The sequence below is a fragment of the Pseudomonas oryzae genome (genome assembly GCF_900104805.1).
Lineage (GTDB): Bacteria > Pseudomonadota > Gammaproteobacteria > Pseudomonadales > Pseudomonadaceae > Geopseudomonas > Geopseudomonas oryzae.
On sequence record NZ_LT629751.1, the window covers coordinates 247,907 to 262,638 of the forward strand.

13 protein-coding genes and 1 pseudogene are annotated in these 14,732 nt (G+C 66.7%); 6 read left to right on the forward strand and 8 right to left on the reverse strand.

Annotated elements, in window-relative coordinates:
- Window positions 1-43 precede the first annotated feature (43 nt).
- Window positions 44-996: pseudogene (locus BLT78_RS01225) on the forward strand (DMT family transporter).
- Window positions 997-1,601: 605 nt separating this feature from the next.
- On the opposite strand, the gene BLT78_RS21220 reads toward BLT78_RS01225, so the two are convergent.
- Window positions 1,602-1,760 (reverse strand): hypothetical protein, encoded by a 159-nt coding sequence (locus BLT78_RS21220; protein ID WP_157719453.1) that lies wholly within the window; start codon window positions 1,758-1,760, stop codon window positions 1,602-1,604.
- Between the two features lie 454 nt (window positions 1,761-2,214).
- Between BLT78_RS21220 and BLT78_RS01230 the strand changes: the two genes are divergently transcribed.
- The 3 genes from BLT78_RS01230 to BLT78_RS01240 all read left to right on the forward strand — a co-directional run bounded on the left by BLT78_RS01230 (window position 2,215) and on the right by BLT78_RS01240 (window position 4,387).
- Window positions 2,215-2,895: a type 1 glutamine amidotransferase domain-containing protein gene (locus tag BLT78_RS01230; protein WP_090347240.1), complete on the forward strand. Its 681-nt coding sequence runs from the start codon at window positions 2,215-2,217 to the stop codon at window positions 2,893-2,895.
- A 74-nt stretch (window positions 2,896-2,969) separates the two neighbouring features.
- Window positions 2,970-4,070 carry an NADH:flavin oxidoreductase/NADH oxidase gene (locus BLT78_RS01235; protein WP_090347241.1) on the forward strand — a complete coding sequence of 367 codons (1,101 nt, stop codon included), beginning with the start codon at window positions 2,970-2,972 and terminating at the stop codon, window positions 4,068-4,070.
- Between the two features lie 14 nt (window positions 4,071-4,084).
- Window positions 4,085-4,387, forward strand: coding sequence for a putative quinol monooxygenase (locus BLT78_RS01240; protein WP_090347242.1), 303 nt, complete (start codon window positions 4,085-4,087; stop codon window positions 4,385-4,387).
- 46 nt (window positions 4,388-4,433) lie between these two features.
- Here the strand turns inward: BLT78_RS01240 and BLT78_RS01245 are convergent, their stop codons facing one another.
- Window positions 4,434-6,509: an HD domain-containing protein gene (locus tag BLT78_RS01245; RefSeq protein WP_090347243.1), complete on the reverse strand. Its 2,076-nt coding sequence runs from the start codon at window positions 6,507-6,509 to the stop codon at window positions 4,434-4,436.
- A 119-nt stretch (window positions 6,510-6,628) separates the two neighbouring features.
- Window positions 6,629-7,246: a PAQR family membrane homeostasis protein TrhA gene (gene trhA / locus BLT78_RS01250; RefSeq protein WP_090347244.1), complete on the reverse strand. Its 618-nt coding sequence runs from the start codon at window positions 7,244-7,246 to the stop codon at window positions 6,629-6,631.
- Window positions 7,247-7,824: 578 nt separating this feature from the next.
- Here trhA and BLT78_RS01255 point away from each other — a divergent pair.
- The gene (locus BLT78_RS01255; protein WP_090347245.1) at window positions 7,825-8,037 is read left to right on the forward strand and encodes a cold-shock protein; all 213 of its coding nucleotides are present in this window, start codon (window positions 7,825-7,827) and stop codon (window positions 8,035-8,037) included.
- Window positions 8,038-8,217: 180 nt separating this feature from the next.
- Here BLT78_RS01255 and BLT78_RS01260 read toward each other — a convergent pair whose 3' ends face one another.
- The 5 genes from BLT78_RS01260 to BLT78_RS01280 all read right to left on the reverse strand — a co-directional run bounded on the left by BLT78_RS01260 (window position 8,218) and on the right by BLT78_RS01280 (window position 13,142).
- On the reverse strand, window positions 8,218-9,216 hold the full coding sequence (locus tag BLT78_RS01260; RefSeq protein WP_090347246.1) for an LLM class flavin-dependent oxidoreductase: 999 nt from the start codon (window positions 9,214-9,216) through the stop codon (window positions 8,218-8,220).
- A 269-nt stretch (window positions 9,217-9,485) separates the two neighbouring features.
- Complete coding sequence (locus BLT78_RS01265; protein WP_090347247.1) at window positions 9,486-11,408, reverse strand: FAD-dependent monooxygenase; 1,923 nt, start codon at window positions 11,406-11,408, stop codon at window positions 9,486-9,488.
- A gap of 326 nt (window positions 11,409-11,734) precedes the next feature.
- Window positions 11,735-12,154, reverse strand: coding sequence for a type VII toxin-antitoxin system HepT family RNase toxin (gene hepT, locus BLT78_RS01270; RefSeq protein WP_090347248.1), 420 nt, complete (start codon window positions 12,152-12,154; stop codon window positions 11,735-11,737).
- A complete protein-coding gene (gene mntA / locus BLT78_RS01275) occupies window positions 12,144-12,539 on the reverse strand; it encodes a type VII toxin-antitoxin system MntA family adenylyltransferase antitoxin (RefSeq protein WP_090347249.1) in 396 nt (131 codons plus the stop codon). Before mntA ends, hepT begins: the two co-directional genes overlap by 11 nt.
- Window positions 12,540-12,542: 3 nt before the next feature.
- Window positions 12,543-13,142: a helix-turn-helix domain-containing protein gene (locus BLT78_RS01280; RefSeq protein ID WP_090347250.1), complete on the reverse strand. Its 600-nt coding sequence runs from the start codon at window positions 13,140-13,142 to the stop codon at window positions 12,543-12,545.
- A 255-nt stretch (window positions 13,143-13,397) separates the two neighbouring features.
- On the opposite strand from BLT78_RS01280, the gene glnT reads away from it, so the two are divergent.
- On the forward strand, window positions 13,398-14,732 hold the full coding sequence (gene glnT, locus BLT78_RS01285; RefSeq protein WP_090347251.1) for a type III glutamate--ammonia ligase: 1,335 nt from the start codon (window positions 13,398-13,400) through the stop codon (window positions 14,730-14,732).

Consider the following 14,732-nt stretch of genomic DNA (forward strand, 5'->3'; position numbering starts at 1 on the left):
CCTCATGATGTGCAACATTCTGCACATTGATACACGTGGCGTCATGGGAATCAAGCATCTGGGTTTCGCGCCCAGCCGTCAGGAAGCCGCGCTGATCCTGGTCACCATGGTCTGGGGGGTACCTTTCTGGCGGTGCAGCATGCCCTGACCGTGAGCGGCCCGCTGTTCTTCGTGGGGCTGCGATTCGCCGTGGCGGCGCTGTGCACGCTGCTGCTGGCGCTGAAGACCTGCAGCGGCCTGACGCTCCGTGAACTGCTCGCAGGGACGACCATCGGTACGGCGATCTTCCTCGGTTACGAGCTGCAGACGATGGGGCTGCAAACCATCTCCAGCAGCAAGTCCGCCTTCATCACCGCCCTGTACGTGCCCATGGTGCCCCTGCTGCAGTGGGCCATCCTCCGGCAGCCTCCCCGGCTGATGGCCTGGGTCGGCATCGCCCTGGCCTTCAGCGGACTGGTTCTGCTGGCAGGCCCGGAGGCGGGCGGCATCGGCGTGGGCACGGGTGAGCTGCTGACGCTGGTGAGCGCCCTGGCGATTGCCGGCGAGATCATCCTCATCGGGCGCTTCGCCGGCAGCGTGGACATCCGCAGGGTGACCGTCATCCAGCTGCTGGTGGCTTCCGTGCTGGCATTCGCCTGCATGCCGCTGGCCGGTGAGCCGATCCCGCCGTTCAGCTGGACGCTGATCGCGCTGGCCGGCGGGCTGGGGCTGGCCAGCGCCCTGATCCAGCTCACCATGAACTGGGCGCAGAAATCCGTCTCGCCGACCAAGGCCACGCTGATCTACGCCGGCGAGCCGGTCTGGGCGGGCATCGTGGGGCGACTGGCGGGCGAGCGGTTGCCCATCCTCGCCGTTGCCGGTGGGGGCCTGATCGTGGCGGGGGTGATCGTCAGCGAATTGAAGCTGGCCCGCAGGCGCACGGCCGGGAAGGCGGGCAGCGAGCTGCGCGAGGGCAAGTCGAGCGGGGCGGACAGGCCGTGGTCGGCCCCGTTGTGAGACGCCGGGCGCTTTCCTCAAAATGTATAGCAGTTGGTCCCAAGAGCCCCTTTGTAGCAGGTGGTATGCTTAGTGAATCCACCTGACTCTCTTGAGTTTCTGTCGTACTCATCCCGCCACCCTGCAAATCGGGTAGCCAGCTGATTGCAGTCTGCCGCACTGACCGGTGAGGTCTCCATCCCGACCAGGCTTCTCTGCAGCAGGTTAGGAGAGTAGGTATAGCCTGCAAGGTCTTGTTGAATACGGGTGTTACCGTAGGCCAACAGCGAGGGATCTATCGCCCCGCGTTGTTCACATACCTGGGCTCGATGCAGCATCTGGGCATACTGAAAGTATTCCGGCATGGGCATCTGAGGAGGTGGGGTACTGGCACATCCGGCCAGCAAACCAAGGACAACAAGCATACTCCGGCGCATGAAAACGACCTCTCTGGGCTAGGGCCCCGAGTATAAAAGCAGGCTTCCTTGCCCGCCTAGAGATCACACCCAGCCGTTGCGCTGCAGCCGGTAGTTCTGCGCGACCTCCGTCCTGGTTCTCCAGCAGCAGGTATGCCTGCTCGAACAGCTGCAGGTTGTTGTTCCCCTCGTGGTAGGCCGTGGCCCACTTCAGGCCCATGGGCTGAACAGGCGACTGGGCACGAAGTAGACCAGAGCTTCCTCATGACTGAGCGGCAACTCGATGTCCACGGCAGCCGGATCGAAAGCCCCCTCCACCATGACCAGGCGCAGATGATCTGCCCGGTACACCACGGTCAGGTACAGCACAGACAGCAGGGCCGTCAGCCCCGCTCGATCTTAAGCCGTTCAATGATGAAGGGATCGGCCGGCTAAACCAGCAGGCACTGGCTGACGCCCTCGCGCATGATCAGGACCACCCGCACCTCCCGCTGTGAGAAGCGCTTGTGTCGCTCGGTCAGCTCCGGCTCACCGCGGTCAACACTCGGTTCTAGGTGTTCTCATTGATAACGGCATCAACGGAGCCGCCCAGGCTGAGTGGCGGCAGTCCGCCCTGTCGTGCGCGTAGCTGAGCGGCACGCGCGTCTCGGTCGCGTGGCTGGTAGAGCGCAGGCAGGGCCGGCAGCAGGTCGAGGTGCCGGCTGGCGGTATCAATAACGTGAATACCTGAAATAAGAGCTTTCGAATTATCGAAGCGCAGCGGGCGGCCTAAGATGTCTGGCACACCGATTTAGCGGCCACACGGCCCGCACTGGAGACCTCGATGAAGATCCTGATGGTGCTCACCTCCCACGACCAACTGGGCGACACCGGCCACAAGACCGGCTTCTGGCTGGAGGAGTTCGCCGCGCCCTACTACGTGTTCAAGGACGCCGGCGCCGAAATCACCCTGGCCTCGCCCAAGGGCGGCCAGCCGCCGCTCGACCCGAAGAGCAGCGACCCCGGCGCACAGACCGCCGCCACCCGCCGCTTCGAGGCCGATGCCGAGGCGCGCGCCGCGCTGGCCAGCACCCTGACGCTGGATGAAGTGCGTGCCGAGGACTTCGACGCGCTGTTCTATCCCGGCGGCCATGGCCCGCTGTGGGATCTTGCCGAGGACGCCCGTTCGGTGGCGCTGATCGAGCGCTTCCAGGCCCTCGGCAAGCCGGTCGGCGCGGTCTGCCACGCCCCGGCGGTGCTGCGCCACGCCAGGGGCGCCGACGGCCAGCCGCTGGTCAGGGGCCGCCAGGTCACCGGCTTCAGCAACAGCGAGGAAGACGCCGTGCAGCTGACCGACGTGGTGCCCTTCCTGGTCGAGGACATGCTCAAGGCCAACGGCGGCCATTACAGCAAGGCCGCCGACTGGCAGAGCCACGTCGCCGTCGACGGCCTCCTGGTCACCGGGCAGAACCCGGCCTCCTCCGACGCCAGCGCCGAGGCGCTGCTCAAGCTGCTCGGCCACTGACGCTCTCGCGCCGGCCCCGCCCCGGGGCCGGCGCTTCGCTCCCCCTTGAATCCCGAATTCCGAGACGACTCCGCATGTCCGCACTGTTTTCCCCGTTCCAGCTCAAAGACGTCGCCCTGCGCAACCGCATCGCCGTGCCGCCGATGTGCCAGTACAGCGCCACCGACGGCCTGATCAACGACTGGCACCTGCACCACTACGCCAGCATCGCCCGCGGCGGCGCCGGCCTGGTGATCGTCGAGGCCACCGCCGTCGCTCCGGAAGGGCGCATCACCCCGGCCTGTGCCGGCCTGTGGAGCGACGAGCAGGCGGCAGCCTTCGCTCCGGTCGCCCGCGCCATCAAGGCCGCCGGCGCGGTGCCGGGCATCCAGATCGCCCACGCCGGGCGCAAGGCCAGTGCCAACCGCCCGTGGGAGGGCGACGACCACATCGCCGCAGGTGACGAACGCGGCTGGCAGACCATCGCCCCCTCGGCGATCCCCTTCGGTGCCCACCTGTCCAACGCGCCCAAGGCGATGACCCTCGACGACATCGCCCGCGTGCAGGCCGACTTCGTCGCCGCCGCGCGCCGCGCCCTGGCGGCCGGCTTCGAGTGGCTGGAGCTGCACTTCGCCCACGGCTACCTGGCGCAGAGCTTCTTCTCGCCGCACTCCAACCAGCGCGACGACCAGTACGGCGGCAGCCTGGCCAACCGCAGCCGCTTCCTGCTGGAAACCCTCGCCGCGGTGCGCGAGGTGTGGCCGGAGCACCTGCCGCTGACCGCGCGCTTCGGCGTGATCGAGTACGATGGCCGCGACGAAGAAACCCTCGAGGAGTCCATCGAACTGGCCAAGGGTTTCCGTCGCGGCGGGCTGGACCTGCTCAGCGTCAGCGTCGGCTTCACCATCCCCGACACCAATATCCCGTGGGGCCCGGCCTTCCTCGCGCCGATCGCCGAGCGCGTGCGCCGCGAGGCCGAGCTGCCGGTGGCCTCGTCCTGGGGCATCGACAGCCCGGCCAACGCCGAGCGGGTGGTCGCCGACGGGCAGATGGACCTGGTGATGGTCGGCCGCGCCCACCTGGCCAACCCGCACTGGCCGCTCAAGGCCGCCCAGCAGCTCGGCGTCGAGCGGCCGACCTGGGTGCTGCCGGCGCCCTACGCGCACTGGCTGGAGCGCTACCGGGTGGCCGAGTGAGGGGAGGGCAAGCGATGACCGTCTACGTGATCGCCCGTGTGCAGGCCAGGGCCGAGCACCGTGCCGAGGTGGAAGCAGAACTGCGCCGCATGGTGGCGGCGAGCCGCGCCGAGCCGGGCTGTCTGCGCTACGACCTGTTCGCCGACCAGGACGGCGGCGCCGGTTTCTCGCTGGTCGAGGCCTACCACGATGCCGCCGCGCTGGAAGCCCACCGTGCCAGCGCCCACTATCAGGCCTACCGCAGTCGCACCGGCGGCTGGCTGGCGGCGCCGACCACGGTGCAGGTGCTGGACGGGCTCGACGTCGCGCCGTTCTGAACCCCGCGTGCCGGCGGCGGAGCAATTCCGCGCGCCGGCCTGCGTCTCAGAACACCAGCGCGCTGTGGATCGGGTGCTCCTCCGCGTACTTCACCTGCAGCCAGTCGAGCAGGCCGTGGGTGAAGGTCTTGCTGCTCTCGCGCAGCGCCATGTACAGCTCCGAAGCCTCGCGGCGGTCCTCGCCCACGGCGGCCAGCTCGTGGCGGTTGGCCGGTTCGGCGAGCTGGCGCAAGAAGCCCTCGTAGAGGGCGAACAGCTCCCGCGTGCGGCGCTCCACCTCCACGCACGACTGCTGCTGCGGCCCGCTGGCGCCGGCGACGCGGTGCAGCCGCTCCAGGGCGGGCAGCTCCAGCAGGGCGAGCATGCGCTCGATGCGTGCCTCGCGGGCCTGCTCGCGCGCGGTGTCGGCGATGGCGATGATCGCCGCGAAGTACAGCAGCTTGCGCGAGAACTTCAGCTTGATGCTGCGCAGCCCCCAGGATTTGCGGTCGACGCAGGCCTTGTGCTGCACGTCGATGGTGATGGTCCGGTAGTAGCGGATCACGTCGTTGAGCAGGAAGCGCGAGATCGACTTGTCCGGGCTGCCCTTGCCGATGTAGGCCTCCAGCAGGCGCCGGCGCAGGCGGGCGAACTGCGTGGCGCCGAACAGGCAGCGCCCCTCCAGCAACAGCAGCATGCGTCGGGTCAGCGACTGGTTGCTGTCCTGGCTGCCGCCGATGTGTTCGATCAACTGGGCGAAATCCTGGGTCGCCTCGCCGCCGAAGATCCCCGAGTCGCCGGTCGGCCGGGCGACGTGGCGGGCGATCACCGCGCCGATGGCGGCCTTCTCCGCGGCGACCTGCGCGGCATCGCAGCCATCGAGCAGGATGAACCAGTCGAGGTCGGACTCCGCACAGGCCTCGTCGCGCCCGTAGGAGCCGCTGACCACCACGCACAGATGCTCGCGCTGCGGGCTGTCGCGCAGCGCCTCCAGCAGGTCGCTGCGCAGCGCCTGCAGCACGCCCCGGCTGTGCCGCCGCGCCTGGGCGATGTGCGGATAGTCGCGCAGGAAGGCGCGGTATTCGGCGTCGCCGGTCAGGTGCAGCGGCGCGTCCGGCGCGAGGCGGGCGAGCAGCGCGCTGGCCTGCGTCTGCTGGCTGCCGCGCACCAGCCGGTAGCGTTCGGCGAAGTCGCGCTCGCGGTCGACGAAATAGCCGCGGAACTCCACCTCGAATGGCGCGTCGTCCAGCCACGCCGGCAGATAGTGGCGCTTCAGCTCGGCGAAGGCGGCGAACAGCTCGGGGTACTTGCGTCGCCACAGGCTTTCCCCGGCGAGGAAGTCCTCCTCGTCCGGCGGCGCCACGCCCGCCGCGCCATCGAGGAAGCGCCGGCACGCCAGGTCGGCGAGCTGGCCCAGCGGCTGGCCGATGAACTGGGTGTACAGCAGGTTCTTGCGCTCCCAGAAGCTGTCGAGGATCGCCAGGGTGGCCGCGTCGCGGCGCGTGTCGAGCAGCGAGGCGCGCGCGCTGGCCAGCCGGCACAGCGGCGGCAGCTCCGGCGCCAGGCAGGCGAGGGCACGGGCGATGCCGTCGAGGGTGTCGATGTTCATCGCGCTGGCGAACAGATCGCCGCCCGAGGCGCTGCCCACCTTGCCGTCGAGCAGGTCGAGGATGAAGCCCACGTCGGCCACCCGGCGCAGCAGCGCGTGCAGCTCCGCGCCGATGGCCAGCTCGCCGCGGATGATCCGCGCCCCCACCTCGTGGTGGTCGTGGCCGCTACGCGCGCGCGGCGCCGCGTCGACGCTGTGCGACAGCGGCGGGTGGCCGATGTCGTGCAGCAGCGCGGCGAGCAGCAGATGGCGGCGCAGCTCGGGCGGATAGCCGCGGCCGTTGGCGACGAAGTTGGCCAGCGCGGCGACCTCCAGCGAGTGGCTGGCGCGGCTGCGCTGGGCGGTCGGCAGGTGCAGGCGCTGGGTGTAGTCGAGGGCGCCGAGAAAGGCCACGTCGTGCAGGCGGCGAAAGGCGGCGGTGTCCATGACCGCACCGACCAGCGGATCGCCGGCGGTGGCTTCGAGCCATGGGATGGGATCGGCTTCCTGCGCGGTGTTGCTCTCACTCCAGGGCAGACTGGCAACAGTGGTCATGGGCGGCGCCGTTGAGAATTTTTTCAGGTGCGATCAGAACGCTAGCACAGCCATGCGAACTTGATCGGAGCCGCCGCGACCGTCCGGCGCCGCGCCGCGGGGGCGACCACCCGCGCCGCTCACACCACATACAGCTGCACCGCGGTGAAGTGCAGGCTGCTGCCGCCGATCACGAACAGGTGCCAGATGCCGTGCCAGTGGCGGAAGCGCTCGTCGAACACGAAGAAGATCACCCCGACCGTGTAGCAGATGCCGCCGGCGAGCAGCCAGATCACCCCGTCGTTGCCGAGCGCCTCGGCCAGCGGGCCGACCGCCAGCAGCGCGCTCCAGCCCATCAGCGCGTAGATCACCAGCGACAGCACCCGCGCCTCGGAGCGCGGCTTGAGCTCCTGCAGCATGCCCACCAGCGCCATGCCCCACACCACGCCGAGCAGCACCCAGCCCAGCGGCCCGCCGAGGCTGACCAGGCAGAACGGCGTGTAGCTGCCGGCGATCAACAGGTAGATCGACAGGTGATCGAGCTTGCGCAGCACCGCCTTCGCTCGGCCGCGCACGCTGTGATAGACGGTGGAGACGACGTAGAGCAGCACCAGCGTGCCGCCGTAGACCGCGACGCTGCCGATCTTCAGCGGCTCGCCCTCCCAGAGCGCCTGCACCAGCAGGCAGAGCGCGCCGATGCTGGCGAGCACCGCGCCGACCAGATGAGTCCAGGCGTTGAAGCGTTCACCGTGGTACATGTCCCACCCCCGGCTTTCCAACTCTCCAGGGGCCCCGCCAGCCGTAACCCTCACGGCTGCCTGTGACAGGGCCGTAGCCACAATTTCAGCACAAGCTGCGCGTTCTTACCGCGCCAGCCGCTGGCTGGCGAGGCACTGGCCGACGAAAGTCACCGGCAGCACGGCAAGCCCGCCTGCCGAGGGCGGAGACTGCGTGCGTGACGCCGTGCGCGCTTGCTGGTCGTGCCGCCGTCGCAGACTGGCCTGGCGCGGGTGTCGGACGACCACGCGATTCGGTCAATTCGAAGAGATCAGCAAGTTGTGATTTTAAATTGAATTAAATCAACGGCTTGCGCCTTGATTGCGGAATGATAATCTCGCAGATAGGTGTTGTTTTTCTTCTGGCAGGTATTTCGTGAAAATAAAACTATACATTCTCGGAAATTAGCGTATATTCGTCTCACTGCTTTGCGATTGCCACTTCGATACTCAGTTTGATGCTGTAACGCCTCATCTCCCTGGTTCGTTTTGCTATTAGCTTCTCAGTCTCGGCCTGAATGTTTCAGCGTCGCAGTCTTAATTTATCCTGGAGATACAGCATGTCTACTCGTCAAACTGGCACCGTCAAGTGGTTCAACGATGAAAAAGGTTTCGGCTTCATCACCCCGACCGACGGCGGCGCCGACCTCTTCGTTCACTATCGCTCGATCGAAAGCACCGGCTTCAAGAGCCTGAGCGAAGGCCAATCCGTCTCTTTCGTGCCGACCAAAGGCCAGAAAGGGATGCAGGCTGATCAGGTTCAAGTCATCTAAGACGCCTGATTCAAAAAAGCCCCGCAATGCGGGGCTTTTTTTCGTCTGGAATAATCTGACTTCTGCCCCGAAGAGCAGTGCTGGACCGCACGCGCCGGAGCACTGCCGATTCCCGACCTGCGTTTTACGGGCAGTCAGTCCGACAGTCGGATTATTGCCAGCGGAGGCAAGCCAGCGACATCAGCGCAGCCCGGCGACGATCTCGAAACTGCGCAGGCGATGCTCGGGCTGGTAGAGGTCGCCGGTGAAGATCAGCTCGTCGGCGCCGGTCTGTTCCAGTAGCACCTCCAGGTGGGCGCGCACCTTCTGCGGCCCGCCGATCACCGCGAGGCCGAGGAAGTCGCCCACCGCCGCCTGCTCGCGCGGCTGCCAGCGCCCGGCCATGCTCTGCACCGGCGGGCGCAGCACCAGGCTCTCGCCGCGCAGCAGCGCCAGCACGCGCTGGTAGGCGGTGGTGGCGAGGAACTCGGCTTCCTCGTCGCTGGGCGCGGCGATCAGCGGCACGCCGATCATGGCGTAGGGCTTGTCGAGCACCGCCGAGGGCTGGAAGTTGTCGCGGTAGATGCGCAGCGCCTGGTGCAGGTAGCGCGGCGCGAAGTGCGAGGCGAAGGCGTAGGGCAGGCCCATCTGCGCCGCCAGCTGGGCGCTGAACAGGCTGGAGCCGAGCAGCCAGAGCGGGATGTTGCTGTCCACTCCGGGCATGGCGATCACCGTCTGTCCCGGCTGGCGCGGGCCGAGCAGGGCCTGCAGTTCCGCGACATCCTGCGGGAAGTCGTCGGCGCTGCCCGAGCGCTCGCGGCGCAGGGCGCGGGCGGTCTGTGGATCGGCCCCCGGCGCGCGGCCGAGGCCCAGCTCGATGCGCCCCGGATAGAGTGCGGCGAGGGTGCCGAACTGCTCGGCGATCACCAGCGGCGCATGGTTGGGCAGCATGATCCCGCCCGAGCCCAGTTTCAGGGTCGAGGTGCCGGCGGCCAGATAGCCGAGCAGCACGGCGGTGGCCGAACTGGCGATGCCCTCCATGTTGTGATGCTCGGCCACCCAGAAGCGCGAGAAGCCCAGCCGCTCGGCGTGCTGCGCCAGCGCCAGCGAACGCTTAAGCGCCGGTCCCGGCCCGGCGTCGTCGTCGCGCAGCGGCGCCAGGTCGAGGATGGAAAACGGGGTGGTGGATAGCCTGCTCATACAGCCTCCAGAAGTCGTCCTGGCTTTATGGGGGGCGGATGGGGGAAAGGCAAGTCCGAAGGAATCGGGGGACAGAGCAATGCTGCGTCAGTCGCAGGGTGTGCAAGTGCCGTAGGCATTGCACTCCGTGGAGTACAGCGTCCGGCGCGCAGGTAGAAAATCGCTGTGCGAGTTTTCTACCCTACGGATTTCGCGTCCAGCCGCGGGAGAGGCAGGGTTGAGTGCCCACGCGGGAGCGTGGGCACGATCATTACAACGGGCGAGCAGACCTACTTCAGCATGAACCCATCGAAGAACTGGCTCAGCTCGGCATGGGCATCGAGCGGCAGGATGGTGGCGATGTGCTGGTCCGGGCGTACCACCACCATGCAGCCCCGCGCCCGGTCGATGCCGCGCTGGGCGAAGATGTCGTGCGCCGCGCTGGTCTGGAAGACCTTTTCGTAATCGCGCAGGCCGTACTTGCCCTTGGCCGGCCAGAGGAAGTCCGGCAGTGCTTCGATGGTCAGATCCTGCTGCTGGAACACCGCGTAGACATCGATCACCGAGTCGATATCCGCCCCGGCCGGGGTGTACTGCTTCACCGGCGAGCTATCCGCGTTGGCCAGGAACTCGACCAGCCGGGCCGCCTCGGAGGCCGTATCCAGCGGGCTGGGCGCATCGGCGAAGATGAAGAGGCGCCAGCGGCCGTCGGCCTTGTTCAGGTGTCCCAGATGCACCGGGCAACCATCCGCCACGCGCACGGCCTGGGCGGAGTGGAAGCGCTGGCCGATCGGGAAGCCGCTCGCCAGCGCCTGGTGCTCATGCCCCGTGCACAGCCAGGACTCGTCGTAGCCGATCGAGGTGCCGGCGATGAAGCCGTTCTGCCGGGCGATGAATTTCTCGATATCGGCGGTGCTGGTCTTCGCCGCGGTGGCGTCCTTGTTGGCGCGGGTGGCGACCAGCGCCGACATTTCGCGGTCGGCGTTGATCAGCATGAAGGCCACCTTGCGGCGCTCGGTGGCGTAGGTCTGCAGCAGCTTCGGCTGCGCCTTGCCCTGCAGCACCGCCGCCAGCTTCCAGCCCAGGTTGAAGGTATCCGGCAGCGAGGTGTTCAGGCCCCAGCCGCCTTTCGGGCTGTGGGTATGGCAGGCATCGCCGGCGACGAAGGCGCGCGGAATCAGGTTGTCCGGATTGCCCACCGGGGTGTCGTCGAAGCGCTCGGCAACGCGCTGGCCGACTTCGTAGATGGACCACCAGGCGACTTCCTTAACGTCCACCTGATACGGACTCATGATCAGCCTGGCCTTGGCGATGATGTCATCGGCGCTCAGGTTCAGCTGTGAAGCGCGCTGATCCTTGCCGAGCAGGTCGAGCTCGACATACAGGCGTACCAGATAGCCGCCCTCGCGCGGCACCACCATCACCGCGCCGTGATCCTTGGACTGGATGAAGCTCTTCACCCGGATATCCGGGAAGTCCGTCGCCAGTAGCACATCCATCACGCCCCAGGCCTTGTTGGCCGAGTCGCCCTGCAGCTCGATCCCCAGGTTCTTGCGCACCGCGCTGCGGGCGCCATCGCAACCCACCACATAGCGGGCCTTGATGGTTTCGACCTGGCCCGACTGACCGGCATCGTTGCGCTCGAAGGTCGCGGTGATCGGATAGGCGTGCAGATCCTGGGTCAGGCTCCGATCCACCACCAGCTCCACCAGGCGGCGGCTGTAATGCGGCACCAGATGGGTGACCGAATGCGCCATGCCGTCGAGCAGGATGTCGTGCAGGCGCGCCTGGTTCACCACGCAGTGGGTGAATTCGGACAGCCCCAGCCGCGCATCCGCCACCTTGTGGGTGCGCTTGATGTGCTGCGGATTCTGCGCATCCGGCTCCCAGAAGGCGTTCTGGTGCAGCTGGTAGGCTTCCTTCGCCAGCAGCTCGCTGCTGTTGAAGGCCTCCATGATTTCCATGGTGCGACAGGAAATACCATCCGCCTGGCCGAACAGCATGGGCCCGGCCTTCTGCTCGACGATGCAGGTCCTGATATCGGCAAAATCCGCCAGCTGCCGCGCCAGCGCCAGGCCCGCCGGGCCACAACCGACGATCAGCACATCGACCTCTTTCGGCAGGTCGACCAGCGGCGGCGGCGCTGCCGGCTCGCGTGCCGCATCGGGAATCTGGTAGTTGCCGGGCTTGAAGCCGTTCAGATGGTATTGCATGGGCAGAATCCTCTTGTCGTTGTTGTCGGCAGAGCGCACGCCAGGAGGCCGTTACGCTGTTTTGACACTGAGCAACAGCTTAGGTCGATAAGAGGCACTGTCCTGTCCCCTGAAAATGGGGACACGGAGGTGGAGTGGGTTGTCGGTAGCGAATCACTGGCCCAGTCCGGAACGGTGACCCACAAGGGCATAGACCGGATCACCCTTGCCGGGCCAGCGGTGCATAGCTGGGTAGGGTAGGTAACTCGCGCAGCGATTACCTACCAGTCGGGCTGCGGCGTGGAGAGCGGTAGAAGATCGCTGCTCGAGTCTTCTACCCTACGACTTCAAGCGCCCGCATCCTTCAACAGCAACACCTTGCTGTAATCCAGAAACTCGTCCAGATGCTTCTCGATGATGGCCACGGTGATCGGCAGTTGCAGTGCCTGGTAGTCGTGCACAGCGATGTTGCGAAAGCCGACCATGCGCTTGAGGCTGTCGGCCAGCGCGGGGGCGATCCAGCCGCCCTGGGCGAGCAGGGTGAACACGTCGCGTGCGCTTTGCGGCACGCCGAGGCGTTCGCGGCGGATCAGGTGCTGGCCCATGTCCAGCGCCGCCTCGCAGGCGCGCTGGATGTTGAGGATGGCGGCGTCCTGGCGGGTGTAGTCGGTGGCGAAGGTGTCTGGGCCGCGCTGGTATTCCTCGCGGGCGCGTTTGACACAACGTTCGATGGTCGCCGCCTTGTTGATCAGTACGTCATCGGCCATACACGGTTCCCTCCTTGCCAATGTCGGCCAGCAGTCCGGAGCGGGCGCTGTCCAGTGCGGTTTTTTCGCTGAGCACGGCTGCTTCGTAGATTGCCGCCTGAGCATCCTTTGCCCACCAGCGCTGGCCAGTGGTGACGATCTGGTACTGCATCACGGTGGATGCGGCGCGCAGGTCGAGCAGGTCCACCGGGCAGCCGGCGAGGTCGGCCAGGTCGCCGGATAGGTTCCACAGCTCCAGCGGATCGGCATAGCCGGCCACCAGCACGGCCAGGTCCAGGTCGCTGTCGGGGCGCGCGGTGCCCTGGATGCGGCTGCCGAAGGCGTATACCGCCAGCAGCTTCGGCACCCGGGCTTGCAGGGCGTGCAGGATGGCCGTGCGGTTCATGCCTCACTCCTTCCCATAATTCACCACCGACAGCAGCTTGATCGGCACCTTCACCAGCTTCTCCGGCCCGTGCGGCACTTCGCCGTCGAAGGTCAGGCTGTCGCCGGGCTCCATGTGGTAGAGCTGGTTGCCGTGGCGGTAGACCAGTTCGCCTTCCAGCAGATGGAGGAACTCGGTGCCGGGGTGGGAGAAGGTCGGGAATTCCTCACTGGCGTCGCCCATGTCGACCATGTAGGCCTCGAAGTTCTTCTTCGGGCCGCGCACGTGGTTGAGCAGGTGGTAGGTGTGGCCCTTGTCGGTGCCGCGGCGGACCACCTCCATGCCTTCGCCGGCCTTGACCAGCAGCGCGCCGCTGCCTTGCTGGTCGTACTGGCTGAACAGCTTGGACATCGGCATGCCGAGCACGTCGCACAGGCGGCTGAGGGTGTCGAGGCTGGTGGAGACCTGGGCGTTCTCGATCTTGCTGAGCATGCCCTGGCTGATGCCGGCAATGCGCGCGACGTCGGCGATCTTCAGTTCCTGGGCCAGGCGCTGGCGCTTGAGCTGCATGCCGAGGTACTGCTCCAGCTTGAGACGGGGCTGTTCGTCGTCGGTATTTTTCATGGGCGGCCTGCACTCTTTCAGTTCAAGAATATAAAATTCGCACCATGAATGATCAGGGCCGACTGCCCGTGCGCCGCTTCCGGTGCGCTGCTTTCCCGCTATGAAAGCATCTTTCCCATATAGATAGAAGGATTCCGGGCCCTGGCGGCCCTCGCGGGCGATTCGGCCCAGGTTGGCAAGCTGTTTGCATTTCCTTTGGTGAAAGTAAATTTCCCTTGCGGAATACACAGCCTGCAGCCGAGGAGCCAACCGCCCATGTTGCCCAGCGAAACCCAGAAAATCATCGACCAGCACGGCATCAAGTACGTGCTGGCGCAGTTTGTCGACATCCATGGCGCCGCCAAGACCAAGTCGGTGCCGGTCTGCGGTCTGGAGGCGGTGGCCGAGGACGGCGCCGGTTTCGCCGGTTTCGCCATCTGCGGCATGGGCATGGAGCCCCACGGCCCGGACTTCATGGCCAAGGGCGACCTCTCCACCCTGACCCCGGTGCCCTGGCAGCCGGGCTACGGCCGGGTGGTGTGCATCGGCCACGTCGACGGCCAGCCGTGGCCCTACGACAGCCGCTACGTGCTGCAGCAGCAGGTGCAGCGCCTGAGCGACAAGGGCTGGACCCTCAACACCGGCCTGGAGCCGGAGTTCAGCCTGTTCCGCCGCGACGAGGCCGGCACCCTGCAACTGGTCGACGCCTCAGACAACCTCGACAAGCCCTGCTACGACTACAAGGGCCTGTCGCGCTCCCGCGAATTCCTGGAAAGGCTGACCGAGGCGCTGCAGCCGGTGGGCTTCGAGATCTATCAGATCGACCACGAGGACGCCAACGGCCAGTTCGAGATCAACTACACCTACAGCGACGCCATGACCTCGGCGGACCGCTTCACCTTCTTCCGCATGGCCGCCGGCGAGATCGCCAACGAGCTGGGGATGATCTGCTCGTTCATGCCCAAGCCGGACCCCAAGCGCGCCGGCAACGGCATGCACTTCCACCTGTCGATCAGCAGCGCGACCAACAAGAACCTGTTCCATGACGCCAGCGACCCGAGCGGCATGGGCCTGTCGAAGCTGGCCTACCACTTCATGGCCGGCCTCCTGGCCCACGGTCCGGCGCTGTGCGCCTTCGCCGCGCCGACGGTGAACTCCTACAAGCGCCTGGTGGTGGGCCGCTCGCTGTCCGGCGCGACCTGGGCGCCGGCCTTCATCACCTACGGCGCCAACAACCGCTCGGCGATGGTGCGCATCCCCTACGGGCGCATCGAGTTCCGCCTGCCTGACGCCGGCTGCAACCCCTATCTGGTGACCGCCGCGATCATCGCCGCCGGCCTCGACGGCATCGACCGCCAGCTCGAGCCGGGCCAGGTGTGCAACGAGAACCTCTACAAGCTGAGCCTGGAGGAGATCGCCGCGCGCGGCATCAAGACCCTGCCGCAGAGCCTCAAGGAAGCCTGCGACGCGCTGGAGGCCGACCCGCTGTTCGCCGAGGTGCTCGGCGAGGAGATCGTCGGCGAGTTCATCAAGCTCAAGCGCATGGAGTGGGTGGAGTACAGCCGCCACGTCTCCGACTGGGAAATCCAGCGTTACACCGAATTCTTCTAA

Coding starts and splice junctions, on each gene's coding strand:
- BLT78_RS01230 (WP_090347240.1), top strand. CDS start 2,215: ATGAAGATCCTGATGGTGCTCACCTCCCACGACCAACTGGGCGACACC.
- glnT (WP_090347251.1), top strand. CDS start 13,398: ATGTTGCCCAGCGAAACCCAGAAAATCATCGACCAGCACGGCATCAAG.
- hepT (WP_090347248.1), bottom strand. CDS start 12,154: ATGGCCGATGACGTACTGATCAACAAGGCGGCGACCATCGAACGTTGT.
- BLT78_RS01240 (WP_090347242.1), top strand. CDS start 4,085: ATGACCGTCTACGTGATCGCCCGTGTGCAGGCCAGGGCCGAGCACCGT.
- BLT78_RS01245 (WP_090347243.1), bottom strand. CDS start 6,509: ATGACCACTGTTGCCAGTCTGCCCTGGAGTGAGAGCAACACCGCGCAG.
- BLT78_RS01235 (WP_090347241.1), top strand. CDS start 2,970: ATGTCCGCACTGTTTTCCCCGTTCCAGCTCAAAGACGTCGCCCTGCGC.
- trhA (WP_090347244.1), bottom strand. CDS start 7,246: ATGTACCACGGTGAACGCTTCAACGCCTGGACTCATCTGGTCGGCGCG.
- BLT78_RS01260 (WP_090347246.1), bottom strand. CDS start 9,216: ATGAGCAGGCTATCCACCACCCCGTTTTCCATCCTCGACCTGGCGCCG.
- BLT78_RS01255 (WP_090347245.1), top strand. CDS start 7,825: ATGTCTACTCGTCAAACTGGCACCGTCAAGTGGTTCAACGATGAAAAA.
- BLT78_RS01280 (WP_090347250.1), bottom strand. CDS start 13,142: ATGAAAAATACCGACGACGAACAGCCCCGTCTCAAGCTGGAGCAGTAC.
- mntA (WP_090347249.1), bottom strand. CDS start 12,539: ATGAACCGCACGGCCATCCTGCACGCCCTGCAAGCCCGGGTGCCGAAG.
- BLT78_RS01265 (WP_090347247.1), bottom strand. CDS start 11,408: ATGCAATACCATCTGAACGGCTTCAAGCCCGGCAACTACCAGATTCCC.